We start from the raw sequence: 20,549 nt of genomic DNA, 5'->3' as shown, positions 1-20,549 counted from the left end.
ATTCTCTCTGGAGTTATCAATATACCATTCATTTTAGGTCATCAGACTTTGATAATGAAATTGACTAAATGACGAACTTGAGAGAGGAATCACGAACTGATTGTGAAATGACGTGTGAATAACAAAGCCCTCACAAGGGGAGTGTGAGGGCTAGAGTTTATCGTGTGTTACTTGCTGCTAACTTTACCGAGTTTTAACCAAGTATCGATAACCGTATCTGGGTTTAGTGATACAGAGCTAATACCTTGATCCATTAGCCATTCCGCTAGGTCGTCGTGGTCTGATGGGCCTTGACCACAAATACCAACGTATTTGCCTGCTTTTGTTGCCGCATCAATCGCCATCTGAAGCATCACCTTAACCGCTGGGTTGCGCTCATCAAATAGATGTGCGACATCGCCAGAGTCACGGTCAAGACCAAGCGTTAGCTGAGTCATGTCGTTTGAGCCAATCGAGAAGCCATCAAAGTACTTCAAGAACTCATCGGCAAGGACCGCGTTGGATGGCAGCTCGCACATCATGATGACTTTAAGACCCTGATCGCCACGGCGCAGATCAAACTTCGCTAGCAAATCAATCACTGATGCTGCTTCGCTTGGTGTACGTACAAATGGGATCATGATTTCAACGTTTTTCAGACCCATTTCGTTACGAACGCGTTTGATTGCTTGAGTTTCTAGCTCGAAGCAGTCTTCAAACACTGGAGAAATGTAACGAGACGCGCCACGGAAGCCCAGCATTGGGTTTTCTTCATGCGGTTCGTAGGCTTTACCGCCAACCAAGTTGCTGTATTCGTTAGACTTAAAGTCAGACATACGAACAATAACGCGTTTCGGCCAAAATGCCGCAGCAATGGTTGCGATACCTTCTGTCAGTTTGCTTACGTAGAAATCGATAGGATCTTTGTAACCACGAATACGCTGAGTGATTTCTGCTTTTAGCTCATCGCTTTGTGCATCAAAGTTAAGTAATGCTTTCGGGTGGATACCAATCATCTTATTGATGATGAATTCAAGACGAGCAAGACCAACACCTTCATTTGGAATTTGTGCGAAGTCAAACGCGCGATCAGGGTTACCCACGTTCATCATCACTTTTGTTGGTAGCAGTGGCAGTTCATCAACAGAAGAGCGTTTTACGTCAAACTCAAGTTCACCTTGGTAAACGTAGCCCGTTTCACCTTCAGAACAAGATACGGTCACGGTTGCACCATCGGTTAACTTGCTTGTCGCATCGCCACAGCCAACGATCGCAGGAATACCAAGCTCACGAGCGATGATGGCAGCGTGGCAAGTACGGCCACCACGGTTGGTTACGATTGCAGATGCTTTTTTCATCACTGGTTCCCAATCTGGGTCAGTCATGTCTGTAACTAGCACGTCACCTTCTTGGACTAGAGACATTTGGTCCAGAGAGTCAACCAAGCGAACCACGCCTTTACCGATGCGCTGACCGATTGCACGACCTTCAACCAAAACATCTGCTTTGTTTTGTAGTTCGTAGCGCTCAATCACATTTTGTTCCGTTTGCGAACATACGGTTTCAGGACGCGCTTGAACAATGTACAGCTTGCCATCAATGCCATCTTTTGCCCATTCAATGTCCATTGGACGCTGATAGTGCTTTTCGATGATCATTGCTTGCTTTGCGAGCTCTTTGATCTCGTCGTCGTTCAATGAGAACGTGTTGCGCTCTTCATCAGAAGTATCAACGATATCAACTTGTTTGCCGATTTCTTGGTTATCTGAGTAGATCATTTTGATCAACTTAGAACCAAATGTTTTCTTAACGATTGGGTGTTCGCCTGCTTCAAGCATTGGCTTGTGAACGTAGAACTCGTCAGGGTTTACTGCACCTTGAACGACCATCTCGCCTAGACCCCATGAAGAGGTGATGAAGACAACTTGGTCGAAACCCGATTCAGTGTCTAGTGTAAACATAACACCCGACGAGGCTTTATCTGAACGCACCATACGTTGGATACCCGCAGATAGCGAGATGCCACGGTGGTCGAACCCTTGGTGAACGCGGTAAGAAATCGCACGGTCGTTAAATAGAGAAGCGTAAACGTGCTTAGTTGCTTCTAGTACTGCGTCGATGCCTTTCACGTTCAAAAACGTTTCTTGCTGACCAGCAAAAGAAGCATCAGGTAGGTCTTCTGCCGTAGCAGATGAACGAACTGCGACTGAAAGCTCAGGATTGCCTTCGATCAGTTCTTGGTAATTTTCACGAATTTCTTGTTCAAGGTCCGCAGGGAAAGGGGCCTCTAATACCCATTGACGAATGTTTGCACCTGTCTTACGCAGAGCTTCTACATCTTCAACGTCTAGTTCATCGAGTAATTGGTGAATACGCTCATCCAAACCTTCGTGGTCAAGGAATTGGTTAAACGCGTATGAGGTTGTCGCAAAACCATTTGGTACAGAAACGCCTGCGTTTGCTAGGTTAGAAACCATTTCGCCAAGTGAAGCATTCTTACCGCCGACTTTGTCGACATCATCCATGGATAGGCCATTGAACCAGAGGGTGTTCTTTTGCATGTCTTTCTCCAGAAACATTGCAGCTTAGTAGGGGGACTTAAATCGATCTAAACAATCGCATGTTGGCTGTTATTACACGTTGACCATACATTGCTTCATTTAGATTGATATCAAAGGCAAACGATTACGTTCTGGCTGAAAAAAATTCAAAAGAATTTTTAAAGCTGTGGTGAACCTAACTGAAAGCCAAACTGATTTATTAATATTATGTGTACCATCCTACTCAAAAGATTTTGAAAAATTAAACAGAAATGCAAATAAATAACCAAAGTCGTGATGTGTTCTATGTTTCTGACGGTACGGCGATAACATGTGAGACATTAGGGCATGTTGTTCTCGGTCAATTTCCGTTCATTCCTAACGAAAAAACCTTTCCGTTTGTTGAAAGCCAGGACAAAGCTACTGACGTAGTCAAAGAAATTGAAACTTCCTACCAGCGCAATGGCGTCAAACCTCTGGTCTTTTTCTCAATTGTCGTTCCAGAAGTACGTGAAATGCTGCTTGAAGCGCCAGCATACAGTTACGATGTGTTGGAGAGTATTGTGCAGAAAGTGCAAGACGACATTCAGATGGCACCAAAGCCTAAGTTGCAGCGTTCTCGCAGTGTGGGGAAAGATTCCGACACCTATTTTGACCGTATTGCGGCTATTGAATACACATTGGCGCATGATGATGGCATCACGCTAAAAGGGTTGGAGCAAGCTGATATCATCTTACTTGGCGTATCGCGCAGCGGAAAAACGCCGACTAGCTTGTACATGGCGATGCAATTTGGTTTACGTGTTGTGAACTATCCGTTCATTGCGGAAGATGTGAAGATGATGCGTTTGTTGCCTGAATTTGAGATCCATCGTCATAAGTTGTTTGGGCTGACGATCGATCCCGAGCGCTTGACTGAAATCCGTGAGAATCGTTTGTCTGGAAGTGATTACGCTAGCACAGAGCAGTGCAAGCTGGAGCTAGACACTGTTGAGGCTTTGTTTAGAAGAGAGGCGATCCCATATATCAATACGTCCTCTCTGTCTGTTGAGGAAATTACTACGCGTATTCTGGAAAAAGCAGGAATGAAGCGTCGCTTGTTTGGCTAACAAGAGACGCTCATGTCGCTATGTGTAAGAGGAGGTGAGGTGTGTACCTCCTCTATCGAATGAACCTTAGACAGAATTAATAGTATTGGAACATCTTTTGGATGTCTTGATAGTTTTTGGTCTGAGTCAGTGACAGCATCAGTAAGATACGTGCTTTTTGTGGGTTCAATGTACCAGCGGCAACAAAGCCGTATTTTTCGTCATCAATTTCAGCATCCAAAGTGGTTGAGCCGCTAGGCGTTCGGGAGCTTCTTACAACAACAACGCCATCTTTACTCGCTTTCTCTAGCTCATCAAACACAGTGTGGTACAAGTTACCATTACCGACACCAGCACTTACGATGCCGTCAAACTTCGCATCCACAAAGGCTTTCACTGGCAAATTGGAGGCATTTGCATAGTTATAAACAATACCGACCTTAGGCAACTTAGTAAGCTTTGATACATCGAATGGGGTTTCTGTCGTATGTTTACGCTCTGGGCTTCGTTGATATTTGGCATCGCTATTATGAATGTAGCCGATAACACCAAAGTTGGGTGACTGGAAAGTGCTGACGGAGGTTGTATTGGTTTTTGTCACATCTCGCGCATCGAAAATCGTGTCATTCATTGCGACTAGCACGCCACGTCCTTCTGAATCTTCATCGGTGGCTGTTACGACTGCATTGTATAAGTTGACTGGTCCATCAGCACTCATTGCGGTGGAAGGACGCATTGCACCAACGATCACGACAGGCTTTTTGCTCTTGACGGTCAGATCAAGGAAGTAAGCGGTTTCCTCTAACGTATCCGTACCATGAGTAATGACGATGCCGTCAACATCATCTTGAGCGAGTAGCTCATTAACTCTTTTCGATAATTTTAGCCACACTTCATCATTCATATCTTGTGAACCGATACTGACCACTTGCTCTCCAGAAATATCGGCAATGTTGGTCATACTCGGCACCGCAGAAATCAATGATTCAACGCCGACTTTACCTGCTGTGTAGTTTGACTCTGTTGCAGATTGACCTGCGCCTGCTATGGTGCCGCCAGTGGCAAGAATTTTAATGTTCGGAAGATCGGATTGCGCGAAAGACAAAGAACTAAGGCACAAACCAAGGGTTATCGTACTGAGGCGGAAAAGATTTTTCGTCATGGGAATCACCTGCTGTTAGGTTGGATGTTGGGGAACTCATCTATCCTAAAAACAGCGGGTTAGATTTTTTGAGTACTAGTTCAACAAATTGCAGATGAAGATCGTGATCAACTAATCACTTAAAGAATATCAAATCAACCATTTAACCTAATTGACGTGCTTCTTTAACAAGTGAGATGTGCTAGTAACGTGCACAACGTGTTAAGCCCTATAATTTATTGATTTATAAATAAAGGAGGTAGGAGTCTCGTGATGAGGTTACTAAACATGAATTTAGCCGTGCAATTTTCCAAAGTTTACAGTGTAAAAAAAGCGGCTTTACCCCGGAACAGATAAAAGCCGCTTGCCAATGATGTGTTAATTCACATCTTATCGCATAATCATTTGTTCACGACCAGGACCCACAGACACCATTTTTACTGGTACGCCCATGAGTTCCTCAATGCGTAGAACGTATTTCTGTGCTGCTACTGGAAGCTCTTCAAACTTACGACAACCAGTGATGTCCTCGCTCCAGCTTTCCATTTTCTCGTAGATTGGTGCAAGAGAGGCAGTTTGAGGCCAGATTGGGTTTTCGTTGTGGTCGCCTTCGTAGCCAACACAGATTTTCAGATCGTTAAGGCCAGTCAAACAGTCTACTTTAGTTAGCGCAATTTCAGTTGCTGCTTGCAGTTCAACACCATTCTTAGTAGCGACTGCGTCGAAGTAGCCCATATCGCGTGGACGACCTGTAGTTGCACCGAACTCGCCTGCAAGTTCGCGGAAAGCATCTTGCTCTTCCATTGCAGTGATCAACGTACCAGTACCTACTGATGAGCTGAATGCTTTTGCAACCGCAATAACGCGCTCAGGGCGAAGTGCCGGAAGACCACTGCCGATACCCGCGTACATTGATACAACGTTAGAAGATGTTGTCCAAGGGTACTCACCGTAAACAAGGTCACGACCTGCGCCAAGCTGTGCTTCGAACAATAGTGTTTTGTCTTTCGCTTGTAGTTCTTTTAGAGGAAGCGTTACGTTGCAAATTGAATCGCGCCAAGGTGCAGACACTTCTAGCAACCAGTTCGCCATTTCTTCAGCGGTTTGTTCGAACTCGAACGTCGGGTAAAGCGCACGCAGTTGCGGCAGTTTCCAATCCATCATGAATTGAAGGCGTTCAACCAATACTTCTGGTTGCTTCAACCAACCAACAAGGATGCCTTTCTTCATTACGCGGTCACCGTAAGCAGGTGCAATACCTTGACGAGTTGAACCGTATGCTTTGTCGCCTAAACGCTGTTCTTCTAGCGTATCTTCTAGTGCGTGTAGAGGTAGACACAGTGTTGCGCGATCAGAGATGCACATATTCACTTTTACGCCCGCTTCTTCAACTTCCGCAATCTCCTGAGACAGCAACGCAGGGCTGATAACCATACCCGGACCTAATACTGCCAAACAGTCTGGGTTGAAAACGCCACTTGGTAGCTGGTGCAGCTTGAACGTACCTAGGTCGTTAACCACGGTGTGACCCGCGTTGTTACCACCTTGGAAACGAATGCTCGCAGAAGCTTGCTCTGCCAAAAAGTCAACGATGCGGCCTTTGCCTTCATCACCCCAGTTTGCACCCACAACAACGATAGACGACATAATTTAATCTCCAAAAACAGATGCAAAAATCTTAAGGTGTTCGCCATAATAAGAGAAATTAATTATACTCATTAACTTGATAAGAATCTCATATCGGAATTGGCAATGTTAGATTTGAACTGGCTGCGAACCTTCGTCACTCTTGCAGAGGTAAAACATTTCGGCAAAACAGCGACGGAACTGCACATGACACAGCCGAACGTAAGTTTGCATATCAAGCAGTTGGAGCAGGCCACGCGCACGAAATTGATTGAGCGAAACCCTGTACAGCTGACGCAGGCGGGGAAGCGTTTGTTAGCTACGGCGCAGCGGATGCTCAATGAGCTGCAAATTTGTCAGTCGGATCTCAATGCCATCAACGATCTTACGCAGGGGACGCTTTCTATTGCGGCGAGCGATATTGTTTCACGTTTACTGCTTATCAAACCATTTCAGCAATTCAAAAGTGAATATCCGGGGATCGACTTGGCATTGTTCAATACCACATCTTCTCAAGCGGTGGATTTGGTGAAAAGTGCGCGTGCCGATATCGGCTTTGTTATCGCACAAAAAGAGAGTCAACCGCTGCATTTTACGCCTCTCACGCAGATTCACTGGTGTGCGTTTGGCGATAACATTTTTGAGTGGCAAGACAATCGAAAAGAGAGCCAGACGCTGATCCTGCTAGGGCACGATACTCGAACCCGAGAGCTGATTGATGCGTCTTTACCTGAGCTAAATCTGCCTAAGCATCGCGTGATGGAAGTGGGCAGTGTGGAAGCACAAATCGACTGGGCGGAAGCGGGGTTTGGGACTGCTATTGTGCCGGATTTCTCGCTCGATCCGAGATTAAAGCTTTCTCGTGAAGTTACGCCTTTGCCAAGTTTTCCAAACACTGATTTCGGCTACATCGTGCGTCAAAATCAGGTGTTATCCAAAGCGGCAAAACAGTTGCTGGCTTGGGTTGGCGAGAATGTGTCGGTGGTTGAGGGCTAAGACGATGAAAGAAAAGGCCATGAAAGAGACGAAGATTACGATTTCGCTCCCATCCTTGATTCACCGTATTGGGGGCGACCATGCCAAGCGAGCGAAAACACTCGCAGCAGAAAAACAGTGCGATCTTAAGCGAATTAGACGATCTCGTCACTGGCAAATCTCGGGCGAGGCTTTGGATGTAAAAGCGTTTTTAGAGCTTCTCAAAAACGAAGAAGCAGAGACGATGCGATTTGCGATCAACAAAATCGAACAAGCTCTACTTGCTCACCAAGACAAATTGGAACCTTTGGACGTGAAGTTGATACGTTTGGTGAGACAAAACCCAAACATCACCTTAGCGGAGCTGATGGCTGAAACGAACTGCACGTTAGTTCAAGCTCGCACGGCACGATTTGATGCTGAGTTGCTTTAAGATCGGTTTGTGGTTTACTCACTTTATTAACAGATGTTAGGGTACCGATCAAAATCACTCACTAAGACCATTTTATTATGGATATTTGGCAGCTTCTCCTTTTTATCCCTGCTTGCTTTGCTCTAAATATGGCTCCAGGCCCAAACAATTTATTGGCAATGAATAATGCGCGTTGTTACGGCTTTAGGGCCGCGTTTACGGCTAGTTTAGGCAGAATTGCCGCTTTTTCAGCAATGATTGCGTTGTCTGCATCAGGTCTGGCTGTGATTTTGTATACGTCAGAAATGCTATTTTTGGCAATAAAGCTGGTAGGGGCGCTGTATCTACTGTGGATTGCGTTTAACCTTTGGCGTTCAGAGTCCAGCCCGATCTCTGACTTGGACAATTCGCGCAATTACGCAGGACTTGCGAAGCAAGAATTTACGCTTGCTGCTGGCAACCCGAAAGCGATACTTATTTTTACTGCATTCTTGCCGCAATTTGTTGATGCCAATGCCAACGTTCAAGAGCAGTTTTTTGCCCTTGGCTCGACGTTTTTGATATTAGAAATGGTTGCCATTTCAATCTATGCCATCTTTGGTTTGTACTTGAGGCACTGGTTTTCAAATCCAAAAATGGCGAAACGTTTCAATCGCGGATGTTCGTTGTTTTTAGCCGCATCAGGTGCGAATTTGCTACTAAGTAAGCAATAACAACACATCATCTCCGTAGATTATTTTTCTATAAAAAGAGCCGCTGATGTTACATCAGCGGCTCTTTTAGTTGATGCATCGATTATTTATTGTTACCACATCAAATCGTCAGGCACGACGAAATCTGCGTATGGATCGTCTTCTGCTGGAATGTCAGATTCTGCTTCTTTCTGTTCGATGATGACGGACTCATCACGTTGAGCAATTTTATTCGCTACTCCACGTGGAATGACAACATAGCTTTCACCAACAATTGCGATTGCCAAAATACCTTTGATCAACTGCTCGCGGATAAGTGAATCTACATAAAGAGATTTCACTAGCGTACCGTGAGTGAAGTTGTATTTGATGTCGCCATCTTTTAAGTCGATCTTGTTCATCTCAATCAATTGATTGATCTGCGCTTTGATCTCTTTATTTAATCGCTCAGCATTTTGCTGCTCGCTCAATTGTTTATCACGCTCTAACTGTTGGCGTTTATTCTCTTCAACCGCCGCTTTTACTTCGCGTGCTTGAACGCGTGATTTTTTAGAGCCTTTCTTCGCTTTCTTTAGTTTCTTTTCATTAACTAAGCCAGCTTTCAGCATTTGTTCTTGAAGGGTAAGTTTTGCCATGTTTTATCCAGTTAGTGCGCAATTTTGGGCATTTTACCCACTATTGCCACTTGTAGTAAATAATAGTGCTTCCTATGGGTCTAAAATGTTTGGTTGGCTTGTTATCTCTTTAAGGAAAGTGCAAAGCGGGCCTTCTCCAAAGCCCGCGAGCGTTACTGAAATCTAGGTGGGTTATGGCTGCCACTGTTTAGATGTGACGAGGTTATCCATCACTTTGTTTACCGCTTGATGCGCTTTGTCGACAATGGTGTCTATATCGTTACGATTCGCGATAAGCGGTGGAGCAAAACCGAGGATGTCACCATGTGGCATAGCGCGAGCGATTAAGCCTTGCTCTAAACAGGCCGCCGCGATTTGCGGGCCTACTTTCAAGTTTGGATCAAAGTGTGCTCGGCGAAGCTTGTCTGAAGAAAACTCCAACGCATGCAACAAGCCAACGCCACGAGTATCACCGACTAATGGATGATCGTTAAACGTCTCTGCCATACGTTGCTGCAAGTAAGCGCCGACTTCGGCCGCGTTTTGCACTAAGCCTTCACGTTCAATGATATCGAGGTTGCAGTTCGCGGCTGCCGCTCCCATTGGGTGACCAGAGTAGGTATAACCGTGTCCGATAGCGCCCCATTGGTCGGTGCCGTTTTCTAGCACACTCCAAACTCGTTCACCGACGATCACGCCAGACAGCGGTTGATACGCTGAGGTTAACCCTTTCGCTACCGTGATGAGATCTGGTTTCATGTCGTAGTGCAGTGAGCCAAAATCGGAGCCGAGGCGACCAAAGCCACACACCACTTCATCCGCAATCAAGAGTACATCGTATTTGTCGAGCACTTTGCGAATCGCCTGCCAGTACCCTGCTGGTGGTGGCACAATACCGCCAGTACCGAGCACTGGTTCTGCAATCATTGCTGCTACCGTTTCTGGGCCTTCTTCCAAGATCATCGCTTCGAGTTGATCTGCGCAATATTGAGAGAATTCGAGCTCAGACATACTCTCGTCTTCACGGCGATAATAATATGGCGCGATGGTGTGTTTGATACGCTCAAGTGGTAAATCAAAATGGGCGTGGAACAGCGGCAAACCTGTCATTGAACCGGACGCGATACTTGAACCATGGTAGCCGCGGTCACGCGAAATGATTTTTTTCTTCTCTGGTAGACCACGAGCATTGTTGTAATACCATACCAACTTAAGTTGAGTTTCGTTCGCGTCGCTGCCTGACATGCCGTAGTAAACTTTGCTCATGCCTTCAGGCGCCATTTTGATGATGCGATCTGACAGTGTCACGAGCGCTTCGTTCGTATGACCGACGTACGTGTGGTAGTACGCCAGTTCTTTGGCTTGCTCATAAATCGCATCGGCCATTTCGGTCCTGCCATAGCCAATGTTTACACAATACAACCCGGCAAAGCCGTCTATCAGCTCGATGCCTTCTGAATCGGTGATGCGTATTCCGCTTCCGCTCGAGATAATTCTTCCCGGAAGCTCCCCGGCCGCATACTGCTTCAGGTGGGTTGAGGCATGAAATACTCTCTGACGATCGATCTCTAAAAGTTGTTGGGTTTTGTTACTCATGATCCTTCTCCTCGAATAATTGGATATCCATATTTCGTGCCTCAACTGCCACTGACGGTTGGTAAAGCGCCTAAGCAGCAGTATTTGATTTCACTGTATTCTTCAAATCCGTGACGGCTTCCTTCTCGTCCAAGACCAGACTGTTTCACGCCGCCGAATGGGATAGGGTGCCCTGTCATTTTGACGGAGTTCACGCTCACCATGCCAAACTCCAAACCGCGCATGCAGTGCCAAATTTGGTGAATATCGTGACCATAAACATAGGCAGCTAAGCCGTACTCAGTGTCGTTGCTCATTTCAATCACGGTATCTAAGTCTTGGTAAGGCAATACGCCTGCCACAGGACAAAAATTCTCTTCGCGATACACCGCCATTTCAGGGGTTACATCGGCTAGCAATGTCGGCGCGAAGAAGTTTTCGCCTGGTACGGGCTGGTGGTATCCCGCTACCAATCGCGCGCCTTTGTCGAGCGCGTCACGCACCAAATCATGCGCTTTATCCACCGCAGTGCGATTAATAAGCGGTCCCATGGTGGTTTTTTCGTCTAAGCCATTGCCCAAAACGATGTGGCTCATTTCTTTGGCAAACGCTTCCAAAAACGCTTCGTACTTATCGTCAGGGACGAAAATACGGTTTGCGGCCAAGCAGTCTTGTCCTGCGGTTTGAAACTTCGCATCCACGGCGGCTTTGGCTGCTTGCTCGACATCCATATCTGGCAGCACGATGAAAGGGGCGTTACCACCGAGCTCCATACTGCACTTCTTCACGGTTTGTGCCGCGTCGCGTAGCAACAGTTTGCCTACTCGAGTTGAGCCTGTGAACGAGAGCGCTTTGACTTTATCGGAGTGGCACAAGGTTTGTGACACCATCACCGCATCGCCAGTGATCACGTTAAATACACCAGATGGAAAGCCAGCTCGGTCTGCTAATTCTGCCAACGCTAACGCAGAAAAAGGCGTTTCACTGGCAGGCTTAATGAGCACCGGACAGCCTATTGCTAGTGCGGCAGCGGCTTTGCGTGTGATCATGGCATTAGGAAAGTTCCAAGGCGTAATCAGTGCTGCGACACCAATTGGCTCGCGCACCGTTGATAGCTGCGCATTCGGAATATGACTTGGGATGGTTTCGCCATAACAGCGGCGTGCTTCTTCGGCAAACCAACGAACAAAGGATGCGCCGTAGTCAATCTCACCTACAGCATCACCTAGTGTTTTTCCTTGCTCCATCACCATCAAATGAGCAAGATCTTGCTTTGATTCTAGAATCAGGTCGTGCCAACGCATGAGAATTTCAGCGCGTTCTTCTGCTTGCATTTTTCGCCATTGACGAAAGGCTTGGTCGGCTTCATCAATCGCTTGATAGAGTTGTTGCTGAGATAGCTTGGTAATGTAGCCGATGACAGTACCATCCGCTGGATTATCCACCGGATGAAATTGGTCACCAGTTACCCATTTGCCATTTACGTACGCTAAACCTCTCACCAAACGTACGTCTTTCATTATCGCCATCATGTCGTGCGAGGCTTTTAATTCCTCAGCATGTAAGCTGTGCAGTGCTGTCATGAGTCCTTCTCCCAGCATCGTTGTCCATAATGAAACTGTAATGGAGAAGTGACCGAAATAATTTCTGATACCGAGGTTTAAAACGTCAGAACTTTCTTTTTAGTGCCGTTAAATATGGTGTTTTTTCTGTTCACGCCTGATACGCATTTTCCCTTTTATAACAAAGCGTTTTGGTTTACTTCGAATGTGTCCGCATCACGTTTGATTGTTTTTGTCACAATGTAAGTAAAGTAGCGCTCAATGCCCACATCTGAGTCTAACCAGTTGTCGATAAGCCGCTGATATTGGTCGATATCTTCTGACTGAATTTTAAGGATGTAATCGACACCACCGCCCGTGGCATAGCAATCAGTGACTTCTGGTGAATGTTGAACCAGTTGCTCGAAGCGTTTGAACGCTTGGGCGTTGTGTTCTTTGAGCGTAACTTCAACCATAACTGACGTTCGTTTGAACAAAATATCGGTATTTACTTTTGCTCCGTAACCTTCAATGATGCCTGCTTCTTCCAGTTTTTTGACGCGCTCCCAGCAAGGGCTCACGGATAGGTTGATGGCCTCGGCAAGGTGAGATTTGGTGATACGACCATTATCATGAAGTATTTGTAGAATTTTTACGTCGTAGCGATCGAGGCGCATTATGAGTCTCCCTGTTGAATACTAATCATTTCATAAAGGCTGATGACTGGTCGCTGTTATAAGGTGCTTTCCAGTTTGCTTCTGGTATGCCATTTGTTTTGATTTCTTTAGTTGGCTTTTCAATCAGCCTATCTCGCCGCAGTCTTCGGCTATAACTGCGATAGTGTCACCGATATTCACCATAGCAGGAAAACGACGTGCCGCGAAAATACCATTGCGCTGTGACTTGTACTCAACGGGGGCGGTACCTGTGCGCTCGGTCGAGAAGATTCTCACTAATACATCGCCCTTTTTGACGGTATCTCCAAGATCAAATAAGTATTCTGTGATGCCGTGGTGCTGGCTTTGCACATAACAACTTGCATCAGGCATATCTAATAACTTAGTTGGTTGGGTTGGTTGTTCGTAGTCACCGGGCAAGTTGCCTGAGAAGCGTAAGAAGTTGCGAATGCCACGGTCGGAATAAGCGATGGTTTCTGGAGTGCTGGTTCCGCCTCCTCTTAGTTCGGTGGTAACAAAGATTTTTCCCTGAGACTCCACGGCAGTGTCATACAGGCTGGTGGCGTCCATTTCGAGCAAGATCATGGTGTAAGGTGCGCCAAACAGTTTTGCACCTAATATGCAGGCTTCTTCTTGATCGAGATTGTCGAGACGATGGGCAGCGGCGAACGGCACGATATCTAACGTTTTACCACCTGAGTGAATGTCTAACGCAAAATCGCACTTAGGAACTAGGTAACGAGTAAAATAATCCGCAATTTTCTCGGTCACTGTGCCTATGGGGTTGCCGGGAAAGCTGCGATTTAAATTCCCTTTATCGATAAACGACGTACGTGAGGCATTTTGTACCGCAGGTAAGTTCATCATGGGTACAATAATGACACGACCTTGGATTTGATCTGCCTGAAGCGAGTTCGTCAATTTTAGCAGGCTGGTGATGCCTTCGTATTCGTCTCCGTGATTACCGCCAGTAAGCAGTGCGGTTGGTCCGTGACCATTTTTGATCACGGTGATAGGTATCATAATACTGCCCCAAGCGGAGTCGTCATGTGAATAGGGCAGCGTTAAAAAGCCGTGCTGTACACCTTCTCGGTCAAAGTCTATGGTGGCTGTGATCGAGCTTTTTTGCATATCAAGTCCTTTTAGTTCTCAGACCTGGCTCAACAGAGCTTAAGGTTTGAAAAATTAGTGTTTAACAAATAAGTGGCGTGGAAAGTCACACAATGTTTTTGCTCCATCATGGGTAATGACGATACTTTCCGTTGTTTCTAACCCCCAATCTTTGAACCACAGCCCCGGCATAAAATGGAATGTCATGCCTTCTCTCAAGATGGTTTTATCGGTGTCTCGCAAACTCATGGTTCGTTCCCCCCAATCTGGTGGGTAGCTCAAACCTATTGGGTAGCCACAACGGGCACCTTCGCGTGAGAATCCCGCTTTATCGAGAACCTGGTTTAGTGCATTGGCGATGTCGGCGCAGGTATTTCCGGGCTTTGCCACTTTCAAGCCCGCTTCAAGTCCTAGAGTTAGGGCTTCGTCGGCTCGTTTAAACTTGTCGTCAGGCTCGCCAAGAAAAATAGTGCGTGAGAGTGGGCAATGGTAACGGCGGTGCGCCCCTGCGATTTCAAAAAACGTCCCTTCGCCTTTCTTGAAGGGTCTGTCATCCCAAGTCAGGTGAGGTGCGGAAGCATCAGAACCTGATGGCAAAAGCGGCACAATCGCGGTGTAATCGCCAAAGTGGTCTTCATGCCCGAGCACGGCTTGACGGTTAATCTCGGCAACAAGGTGGTGTTTCGGTAATCCTGGTTCAATCATGTCGAACGCGACACGGTGCATGTTTTCAACAATGCGAGCGGCACGGTACATGTATGCCAGTTCTTGATCGGATTTAACGGCGCGGCACCAGTTGACTAGTCCGGTTGCATCGAGAAGTTGAGCATTCGGTAGGTGCGTAGTGAGTGATTCGTAAGCGGTGGCGCTAAAGTAATAGTTATCTTTTTCTACACCGATACGACCACGATCCCAAAGGCGCGGAGCCAGTACGGCTTCGACCAGGAAATCCATCGGGTGTAGCGGCGGATTCATTACATAATGGTCTGGATAGTAGGTGATGTTTTCTGCCGACATATACGCAGTCCTGTATGCTCCGTTGGCATCTTGGCAGCGTCCAAACCAAACGGGTTCATCAGATGGACCAACAACGACACATTGTGGCACGTAAAAAGACCACCCATCATAGCCTGTCAGCCACGCCATGTTAGAAGGGTCATGAATGATAAGGACATCCAATTCTCTTTCTTCCATCGATTGCCGAACTTTCGTTAACCGATCCTGGAACTCATCCAGTGTAAAATGCAAAGCAACGCCTCTCATATTTTCTCCTTGTTAGAAATCCGACGCCTTATGGGCCTTCGGAGACGCTGAGGTATTTCTACCTTCTACCAGCTAGCCAGATCTGCGTTAAAAAATGATTGCAATTTACCTCTGGGGTTGTATTTGGATTAAACGATGCTGTTTAACATGTTTGTTTAACATGTTTGTTTAACCCATACATTTCATGTCAATCATTACAATTGTGGTTTATTTTTGTGCATTTCACCTCGTTTTGTGAGTTAAAGTTCGCCATTTGTTAAATGGAAGTTACAATGAGCGTTAAAAATGAATCAATTAAAATATTGTGTCATGACAATTTCTTTGAACCCGATCATTCGGCCAGGCACCGCTAAATACATCTCCATTGGTAACTATCTTGTCGAATGTGTCCGCAGTGGTTATCTAAAACCGGGGACTCGATTACCCACACATCGTGAGTTTGCAGAGCAAATTGGCGTCAGCGTACAAACGGTGAGCCATGCATATGGTTATGCAGAGAAAAAAGGGGCGATCGAGTCTTGGGTTGGGAATGGTACTTTTGTCAAATCAGGTTTTGTGGATGAAAGTACGGACACGGAGTTCATGCTGACACAAGAGATGAAAGAAACGCCGGATGAAATTGATATGTCGATTGCACATCCAGTGGTGACCGATCGCCACATTACGCTTTTTAATCAGGCGTTAATGGAGATTGCTGGGCAAACAAACAATCGTGGTTTGATCAGTAAAGCAAAGCCGGTAACAGGTCAGCCTCATCATATTGAGTCAGGAGCACGATTTCTAAGTAGCCAAGGGCTGGATGTGGGTGCCGATCAAATATTACTCACAAATGGTGCATGCCATGGTTTAACGTTGGCTTTAAGCACAGTTGTTGAACACGGTGATGTAGTTGCTTGTGGTCACTTGGTTGATCATGGCTTGATCTCTCGCTCGAGAATGCTTGGATTTAAGTTGCAACCACTTGAAATGGATGAGTTTGGTATAACGCCGGATGCATTTGAATGGGCATGTAAACACAAACCAATCAAGGTATTGTGTTGCACACCGAGCATGGCTAACCCGACTAGTGCGCATATGGATGTTGAACGCCGAGAGGCGATAGCGAATATTGCGCAGCAATACGACATCTATGTCATTGAAGATGACGTGTATGGAGCACTAGAACCTAACCGTGTCCCACCCCTTGCCACATTGTTACCCGAACAAGCTTTCTATGTCACCAGTTTAACCAAAGTTGTAGCGCCAGGCATGCGCACTGGCTATCTGACGGTCCCACGTCATTTTTTGCAGCACGCGATTGGTCGTTTAGCGGCAACGAGTTGGTCTGCGACTCCATTACCATTTGAAGTCGCTCATTTGTGGATCGAAAACGGTACGTTAAATCGACTTATTCGCTTTCAAGTCAATGAGTTTGCTAAGCGACAGCGAATAGCAAAAGCCGCTTTAGAAGGGCATGTTTATAGCTCGCACCCGAATGGACAGCATATTTGGTTGAGACTACCCGAGCAGTGGAATAGCGATGACCTGGTTGCTTCGGCTAAGCGTTCAGGGGTGCAGATCACTGGATATAAACCGTTTGTTCTCGATACAAATCAGCCAATGCCTTACGTGCGAATCAGTTTGGGAGCAGAAACAAACCGAGGCTACATCAAACACGGGTTATCTGTGATTGCTGAAATTCTCGATACCAACCCTCCCACCTCACACTTTTTGGTCTGAGCGATAGGTTATTTATGCTTTTATCTGATGGGCTTAAACGTTTGTAACTGAGTTTTTTCTTGTCGCCATTGTCTCGGCGATTTCCCCGTCCAACGGCGAAAGTGGCGGCTGAAGACCGCAGTTTCTGCATAGCCCAGTTGCAACGCGATATCGGTAATACTCTGAATATTCTCATGCAATCGCTGTTCGGCGAAATCCTGACGCACTTGTTGTAAAAGCTGCCGATAATTTGTGCCCTGTTGTTTCAGCTTGTTTTGCAGCATTCTCGGATGCAGGTCTAATGCTCTTGCAACGCGCTCAACGCTGCGTTCTCCGGTTGAGAGCAGACGGCCAATCATGTTTGCTGCTTGGTCACTGAGATTGTTGGGGTAACGGGTTTGCAGCTCTTTGAAGTGCTGTTGAAAATGGCGCTCTAGTGCGTCTTCATCTTGGTGGTTCTTAGCGTTAAGCAGAGTCGCTTTAAGTAGGATACCGTCAAACTTATCACCGAAACGCAGTTTGTTCTGCTGGGCAAATTCGCTCTGTTCTGTCTCGAAGCTCGCGTGTTGGGTGAGGTGTAAACAGAAGTGACTTGCTTCAATATCAAGTAAGCTCGCAACAAACATGGCTAAGTGCGACACACTGAGCTGCATCAGCTGTGCTATACCTCGTTCGCTGTGCACATCAATATTGAGCGACAACCGTACCCAATCATCTTGTGGCGTCATGTTGAGAGTGACCCCTGACGAATGCAGATAGAGAAAATCATTCACCCGCGCCAAGGCTTCACCGACCGTTTGCGCCCGGGAAACCAGCATTGGCAAGTCTCCCAAGCTCTGTAGGTTTTGACGCTCGGAGAGCAACACGCCAAACAGCGGTTGCTGACAACGAGCAGCCGCTTCCTCCAGCAATTCAGCCAGCCTAGGGTAGGCGAGATACGTATCGGGATTGCGAAACTGCGCCGCAGACAGGCCAACAGCGGCCATTATCTCTTGCGGATTCTGACCTAATTCTGAAACCAAGCTATCAAATTTATCAGCAGCGCCACTTCGTACGATATACATGTCTCGATTTTAAAATGTTAACAGGTTGTAAATCGCAATGTATCAAATTTACTTCGTAAAAGGTCAAGTGAGTGCCAGTGAGTTGATCTAAGTTACATTTCGATAACAACAACGCATGGATGAGAAGCAGTATGGAACTTATCAATAAAACTGCCATTGTGACTGGGGCAGCTGGTGGAATTGGCCAAGCCATCATTGCAAAGCTGAGAGAGCAAGGAGCCAAAGTGCTTGCTGTCGATATTTCAGAACAATCATTGCAAATGTACACAAGTTTTGACCCAAAGCAGTTGGGAACCTTTGTCGCGGACGTCACCGATTACCAACAAGTTGAAGCTATGGTGAAGTGCGCGGTTGAACAGTTTGGCTCGCTTGACATCATGGTCAACAACGCGGGCATCGGTGCACCGAAACCTCTGCTTGACCACGACCCAATTGCCGATTTTGAGCCGATCTCTAAGGTCAACCAAAATGGCGTTTACTACGGCATTCTTGCCTCTGGAAGACAATTCCAAGCGCAAGGCACGCCGGGCGTGATCCTCAATACTTCTTCTGTTTACGCACGAATGGCGTCTGAGATGACCTTTACCTACAACGTCAGTAAAGCCGCAGTCGATATGATGACCAAATGCGCCGCATTAGAACTCGCACCATTGGGTATTCGTGTTTGCGCTGTCGCTCCGGGACGCGTTGATACTCCGATGTTAAGGCAATACGAAGAGATTGGCCTGTGGGGCCACATCCGCAAAGAACAGATGCGTCAAAACTTCACACAACCAGAAGAGATTGCTGATGTGGTGGCGTTTCTGGTCAGCGAGAAAGCCAACTGTATCAACGGTTGTACCATCAGCGCATCTGACGGTTTCGAGAATTTTAAGTACCCACTTATGGGATAGGCGAGTACGCCACATTACAGCAATAGCGAGGATGTAAGTTATGTCATTACCAGAAGTTATTCAGCACCAAGATTTCTTATTAACTCTTAATACCAATGAGGAGTCGCTCATCAAAGACGCGCTACCGGGTGTGGATGTTTACCCGTTGTTTCTTGACCCAGAAAACGGTACTTGGGTGATTCGTGCCAAATTCAAACCGGGTATCACTCTGCCTAAGCACTTCCACACTGGTGTGGTGCATTTCTATACGCTGAGTGGCGCTTGGCACTACATTGAATACCCAGCTCAAGTCCAAACCGCTGGCAGCTACTTATATGAGCCGGGCGGTTCGATTCATACCTTCCACTGCCCTGAAAGCTCAGGCGGTGCCGACGGTTTTATGGTGATCACTGGTGCAAACATTAACTTTGACGAAGAAGGTAACTTCATCAATATCATGGATGCGGGTTGGATTGAGCAAGTTGTTATTGCAACAGCGAAAGCACAAGGCTTCACTGCGCGCTACATCAAACCGGGTGCGATTGCTGGCCTAAGCGATGAGCTAGCGGAGTAACCCCATGCAACAGATGAACAGTATCATAATGCAGGATGGTAGTGTCCGCCTGAAGCAAGTCGAAATCCCCAAACCTGCAGCGGGACAAGTGTTGGTTCGTAGTCTAGCTTGTGGCATTTGTGGCTCCGACCTTCACATTACTCGACACGCGGATGAGGTATTTGATGTATTCCACCAGCTCGGGTTGATGCCTGATGAAGCCGGTGAGCACGCTCAAGTGATGTTGGGGCATGAGTTCTGCGCGGAAATTATCGAATACGGTGCCGATACGCAGCAAACGTTGTCCGTTGGTAGCCGAGTCACCTCAGTGCCGATGTTGCTCAGTCAAAATGGCGCGGGCGTTGGTGTTACTCCGGGTACTTATGGCGCTTACTCTGAGTATTTCCTGCTTGATGAAGCGTTATTGCTACCTGTGCCAGACGGAATGCCGTCTGAGGCGGCGGCATTAACCGAACCACTAGCGGTCGGTTTGCACGCGGTCAACCGCAGTGAAATCGAAACGGAAGAAACAGCGCTGGTTGTCGGTTGCGGCCCTATAGGGCTGGCGGTGATTGCTGCACTGAAACAACGTGGCGTCAGCAATATTCTTGCGGTCGATCTTCAGGAAGAAAAGCTGCAACTTGCCAGCGAGTTTGGCGCAAATCGATTGATCAACCCGACCAAGGAAGACGAGATCGCCGTCGGGGCACAGTACGCGATGAATTCACGCTTGGTCATTTATGAGTGTGTTGGCAAGCATACCTTGATTGACGATTTTCTGCGCCGCGCTCCTGCCCGAGCGCGAATCGTCATCTCGGGTATCCATACGACACCCGCAATCATTAACTACGCGTACGCGACGGTAAAAGAGCTCGACTTGAGATTCTCTTACTACTACCAACCGCACGAGTTTGAGCAATGCCTACAAGCGATTGCCGAACATAAGTTGCCTTGGCAGAAAATGCTCACTGCCAAAGTAGGGATCGATGGTGTGGAAGATGCGTTTAGACAGTTAATGACTCCCAATGACCACATCAAAGTGGTTATCGAACCTTGGCGCAGCGGCGCGTTAGAAGTGATTTAACTCTTAGCCAGATTAAGCTAGCTAAAACCAATTTTAGTTTGGTGA

Annotated in this window: 18 protein-coding genes; 8 read left to right on the top strand and 10 right to left on the bottom strand. The window is 46.8% G+C overall.

The features are described 5' to 3' along the window. Positions 1-167 precede the first annotated feature (167 nt). The gene (ppsA, locus tag R7F64_RS09285) at positions 168-2,540 is read right to left on the bottom strand and encodes a phosphoenolpyruvate synthase (protein ID WP_005373822.1); all 2,373 of its coding nucleotides are present in this window, start codon (positions 2,538-2,540) and stop codon (positions 168-170) included. Positions 2,541-2,791: 251 nt separating this feature from the next. On the opposite strand from ppsA, the gene R7F64_RS09280 reads away from it, so the two are divergent. Beyond that, positions 2,792-3,628, top strand: a complete 837-nt coding sequence (locus R7F64_RS09280; protein WP_005373820.1) for a pyruvate, water dikinase regulatory protein — start codon at positions 2,792-2,794, stop codon at positions 3,626-3,628. Between the two features lie 76 nt (positions 3,629-3,704). Here R7F64_RS09280 and ansB read toward each other — a convergent pair whose 3' ends face one another. Together ansB and R7F64_RS09270 are read right to left on the bottom strand one after the other, a co-directional pair. Continuing rightward, positions 3,705-4,769, bottom strand: a complete 1,065-nt coding sequence (ansB, locus tag R7F64_RS09275; protein WP_318071623.1) for an L-asparaginase 2 — start codon at positions 4,767-4,769, stop codon at positions 3,705-3,707. A gap of 369 nt (positions 4,770-5,138) precedes the next feature. Continuing rightward, the gene (locus tag R7F64_RS09270; RefSeq protein ID WP_318071622.1) at positions 5,139-6,395 is read right to left on the bottom strand and encodes an adenylosuccinate synthase; all 1,257 of its coding nucleotides are present in this window, start codon (positions 6,393-6,395) and stop codon (positions 5,139-5,141) included. A gap of 105 nt (positions 6,396-6,500) precedes the next feature. On the opposite strand from R7F64_RS09270, the gene R7F64_RS09265 reads away from it, so the two are divergent. From R7F64_RS09265 to R7F64_RS09255, 3 genes are all read left to right on the top strand, one after another. Beyond that, positions 6,501-7,370, top strand: coding sequence for a LysR family transcriptional regulator (locus R7F64_RS09265; protein WP_005373812.1), 870 nt, complete (start codon positions 6,501-6,503; stop codon positions 7,368-7,370). A 19-nt stretch (positions 7,371-7,389) separates the two neighbouring features. Continuing rightward, positions 7,390-7,782, top strand: coding sequence for a ribosome recycling factor family protein (locus R7F64_RS09260; protein WP_054577722.1), 393 nt, complete (start codon positions 7,390-7,392; stop codon positions 7,780-7,782). A gap of 77 nt (positions 7,783-7,859) precedes the next feature. Beyond that, entirely contained in the window at positions 7,860-8,474 is a 615-nt protein-coding gene (locus tag R7F64_RS09255) for a LysE family translocator (protein ID WP_017633575.1), read from the top strand. A 92-nt stretch (positions 8,475-8,566) separates the two neighbouring features. Here the strand turns inward: R7F64_RS09255 and R7F64_RS09250 are convergent, their stop codons facing one another. From R7F64_RS09250 to doeA, 6 genes are all read right to left on the bottom strand, one after another. Beyond that, positions 8,567-9,088 (bottom strand): DUF2058 domain-containing protein, encoded by a 522-nt coding sequence (locus tag R7F64_RS09250; RefSeq protein ID WP_053307193.1) that lies wholly within the window; start codon positions 9,086-9,088, stop codon positions 8,567-8,569. A 171-nt stretch (positions 9,089-9,259) separates the two neighbouring features. Beyond that, positions 9,260-10,663, bottom strand: coding sequence for an aspartate aminotransferase family protein (locus R7F64_RS09245; RefSeq protein WP_053304591.1), 1,404 nt, complete (start codon positions 10,661-10,663; stop codon positions 9,260-9,262). Between the two features lie 41 nt (positions 10,664-10,704). Beyond that, positions 10,705-12,225: an NAD-dependent succinate-semialdehyde dehydrogenase gene (locus R7F64_RS09240; RefSeq protein WP_137282805.1), complete on the bottom strand. Its 1,521-nt coding sequence runs from the start codon at positions 12,223-12,225 to the stop codon at positions 10,705-10,707. A 155-nt stretch (positions 12,226-12,380) separates the two neighbouring features. Next, positions 12,381-12,860 (bottom strand): Lrp/AsnC family transcriptional regulator, encoded by a 480-nt coding sequence (locus R7F64_RS09235; RefSeq protein WP_033906328.1) that lies wholly within the window; start codon positions 12,858-12,860, stop codon positions 12,381-12,383. Between the two features lie 123 nt (positions 12,861-12,983). Continuing rightward, positions 12,984-13,991, bottom strand: a complete 1,008-nt coding sequence (doeB, locus tag R7F64_RS09230; protein WP_005373782.1) for a N(2)-acetyl-L-2,4-diaminobutanoate deacetylase DoeB — start codon at positions 13,989-13,991, stop codon at positions 12,984-12,986. A gap of 54 nt (positions 13,992-14,045) precedes the next feature. After that, positions 14,046-15,233 (bottom strand): ectoine hydrolase DoeA, encoded by a 1,188-nt coding sequence (gene doeA, locus R7F64_RS09225; protein ID WP_005373780.1) that lies wholly within the window; start codon positions 15,231-15,233, stop codon positions 14,046-14,048. Between the two features lie 285 nt (positions 15,234-15,518). On the opposite strand from doeA, the gene R7F64_RS09220 reads away from it, so the two are divergent. Continuing rightward, the gene (locus tag R7F64_RS09220; protein WP_005387040.1) at positions 15,519-16,952 is read left to right on the top strand and encodes a PLP-dependent aminotransferase family protein; all 1,434 of its coding nucleotides are present in this window, start codon (positions 15,519-15,521) and stop codon (positions 16,950-16,952) included. Between the two features lie 20 nt (positions 16,953-16,972). Here R7F64_RS09220 and R7F64_RS09215 read toward each other — a convergent pair whose 3' ends face one another. Further along, a complete protein-coding gene (locus tag R7F64_RS09215) occupies positions 16,973-17,995 on the bottom strand; it encodes a helix-turn-helix domain-containing protein (protein WP_318071621.1) in 1,023 nt (340 codons plus the stop codon). 131 nt (positions 17,996-18,126) lie between these two features. On the opposite strand from R7F64_RS09215, the gene R7F64_RS09210 reads away from it, so the two are divergent. The 3 genes from R7F64_RS09210 to R7F64_RS09200 are packed head-to-tail and all read left to right on the top strand — an operon-like array spanning position 18,127 to position 20,504. Further along, positions 18,127-18,888 (top strand): SDR family oxidoreductase, encoded by a 762-nt coding sequence (locus tag R7F64_RS09210; protein ID WP_318071620.1) that lies wholly within the window; start codon positions 18,127-18,129, stop codon positions 18,886-18,888. A 40-nt stretch (positions 18,889-18,928) separates the two neighbouring features. Beyond that, positions 18,929-19,441 (top strand): 2,4'-dihydroxyacetophenone dioxygenase family protein, encoded by a 513-nt coding sequence (locus tag R7F64_RS09205; protein WP_064354540.1) that lies wholly within the window; start codon positions 18,929-18,931, stop codon positions 19,439-19,441. A 4-nt stretch (positions 19,442-19,445) separates the two neighbouring features. After that, positions 19,446-20,504: a zinc-binding dehydrogenase gene (locus R7F64_RS09200; protein WP_053307200.1), complete on the top strand. Its 1,059-nt coding sequence runs from the start codon at positions 19,446-19,448 to the stop codon at positions 20,502-20,504. Positions 20,505-20,549: the final 45 nt, after the last annotated feature.

This window comes from Vibrio sp. Vb1980, assembly GCF_033338615.1.
Classification (GTDB): domain Bacteria; phylum Pseudomonadota; class Gammaproteobacteria; order Enterobacterales; family Vibrionaceae; genus Vibrio; species Vibrio alginolyticus.
This window is presented reverse-complemented; position numbering and strand designations above follow the sequence as displayed.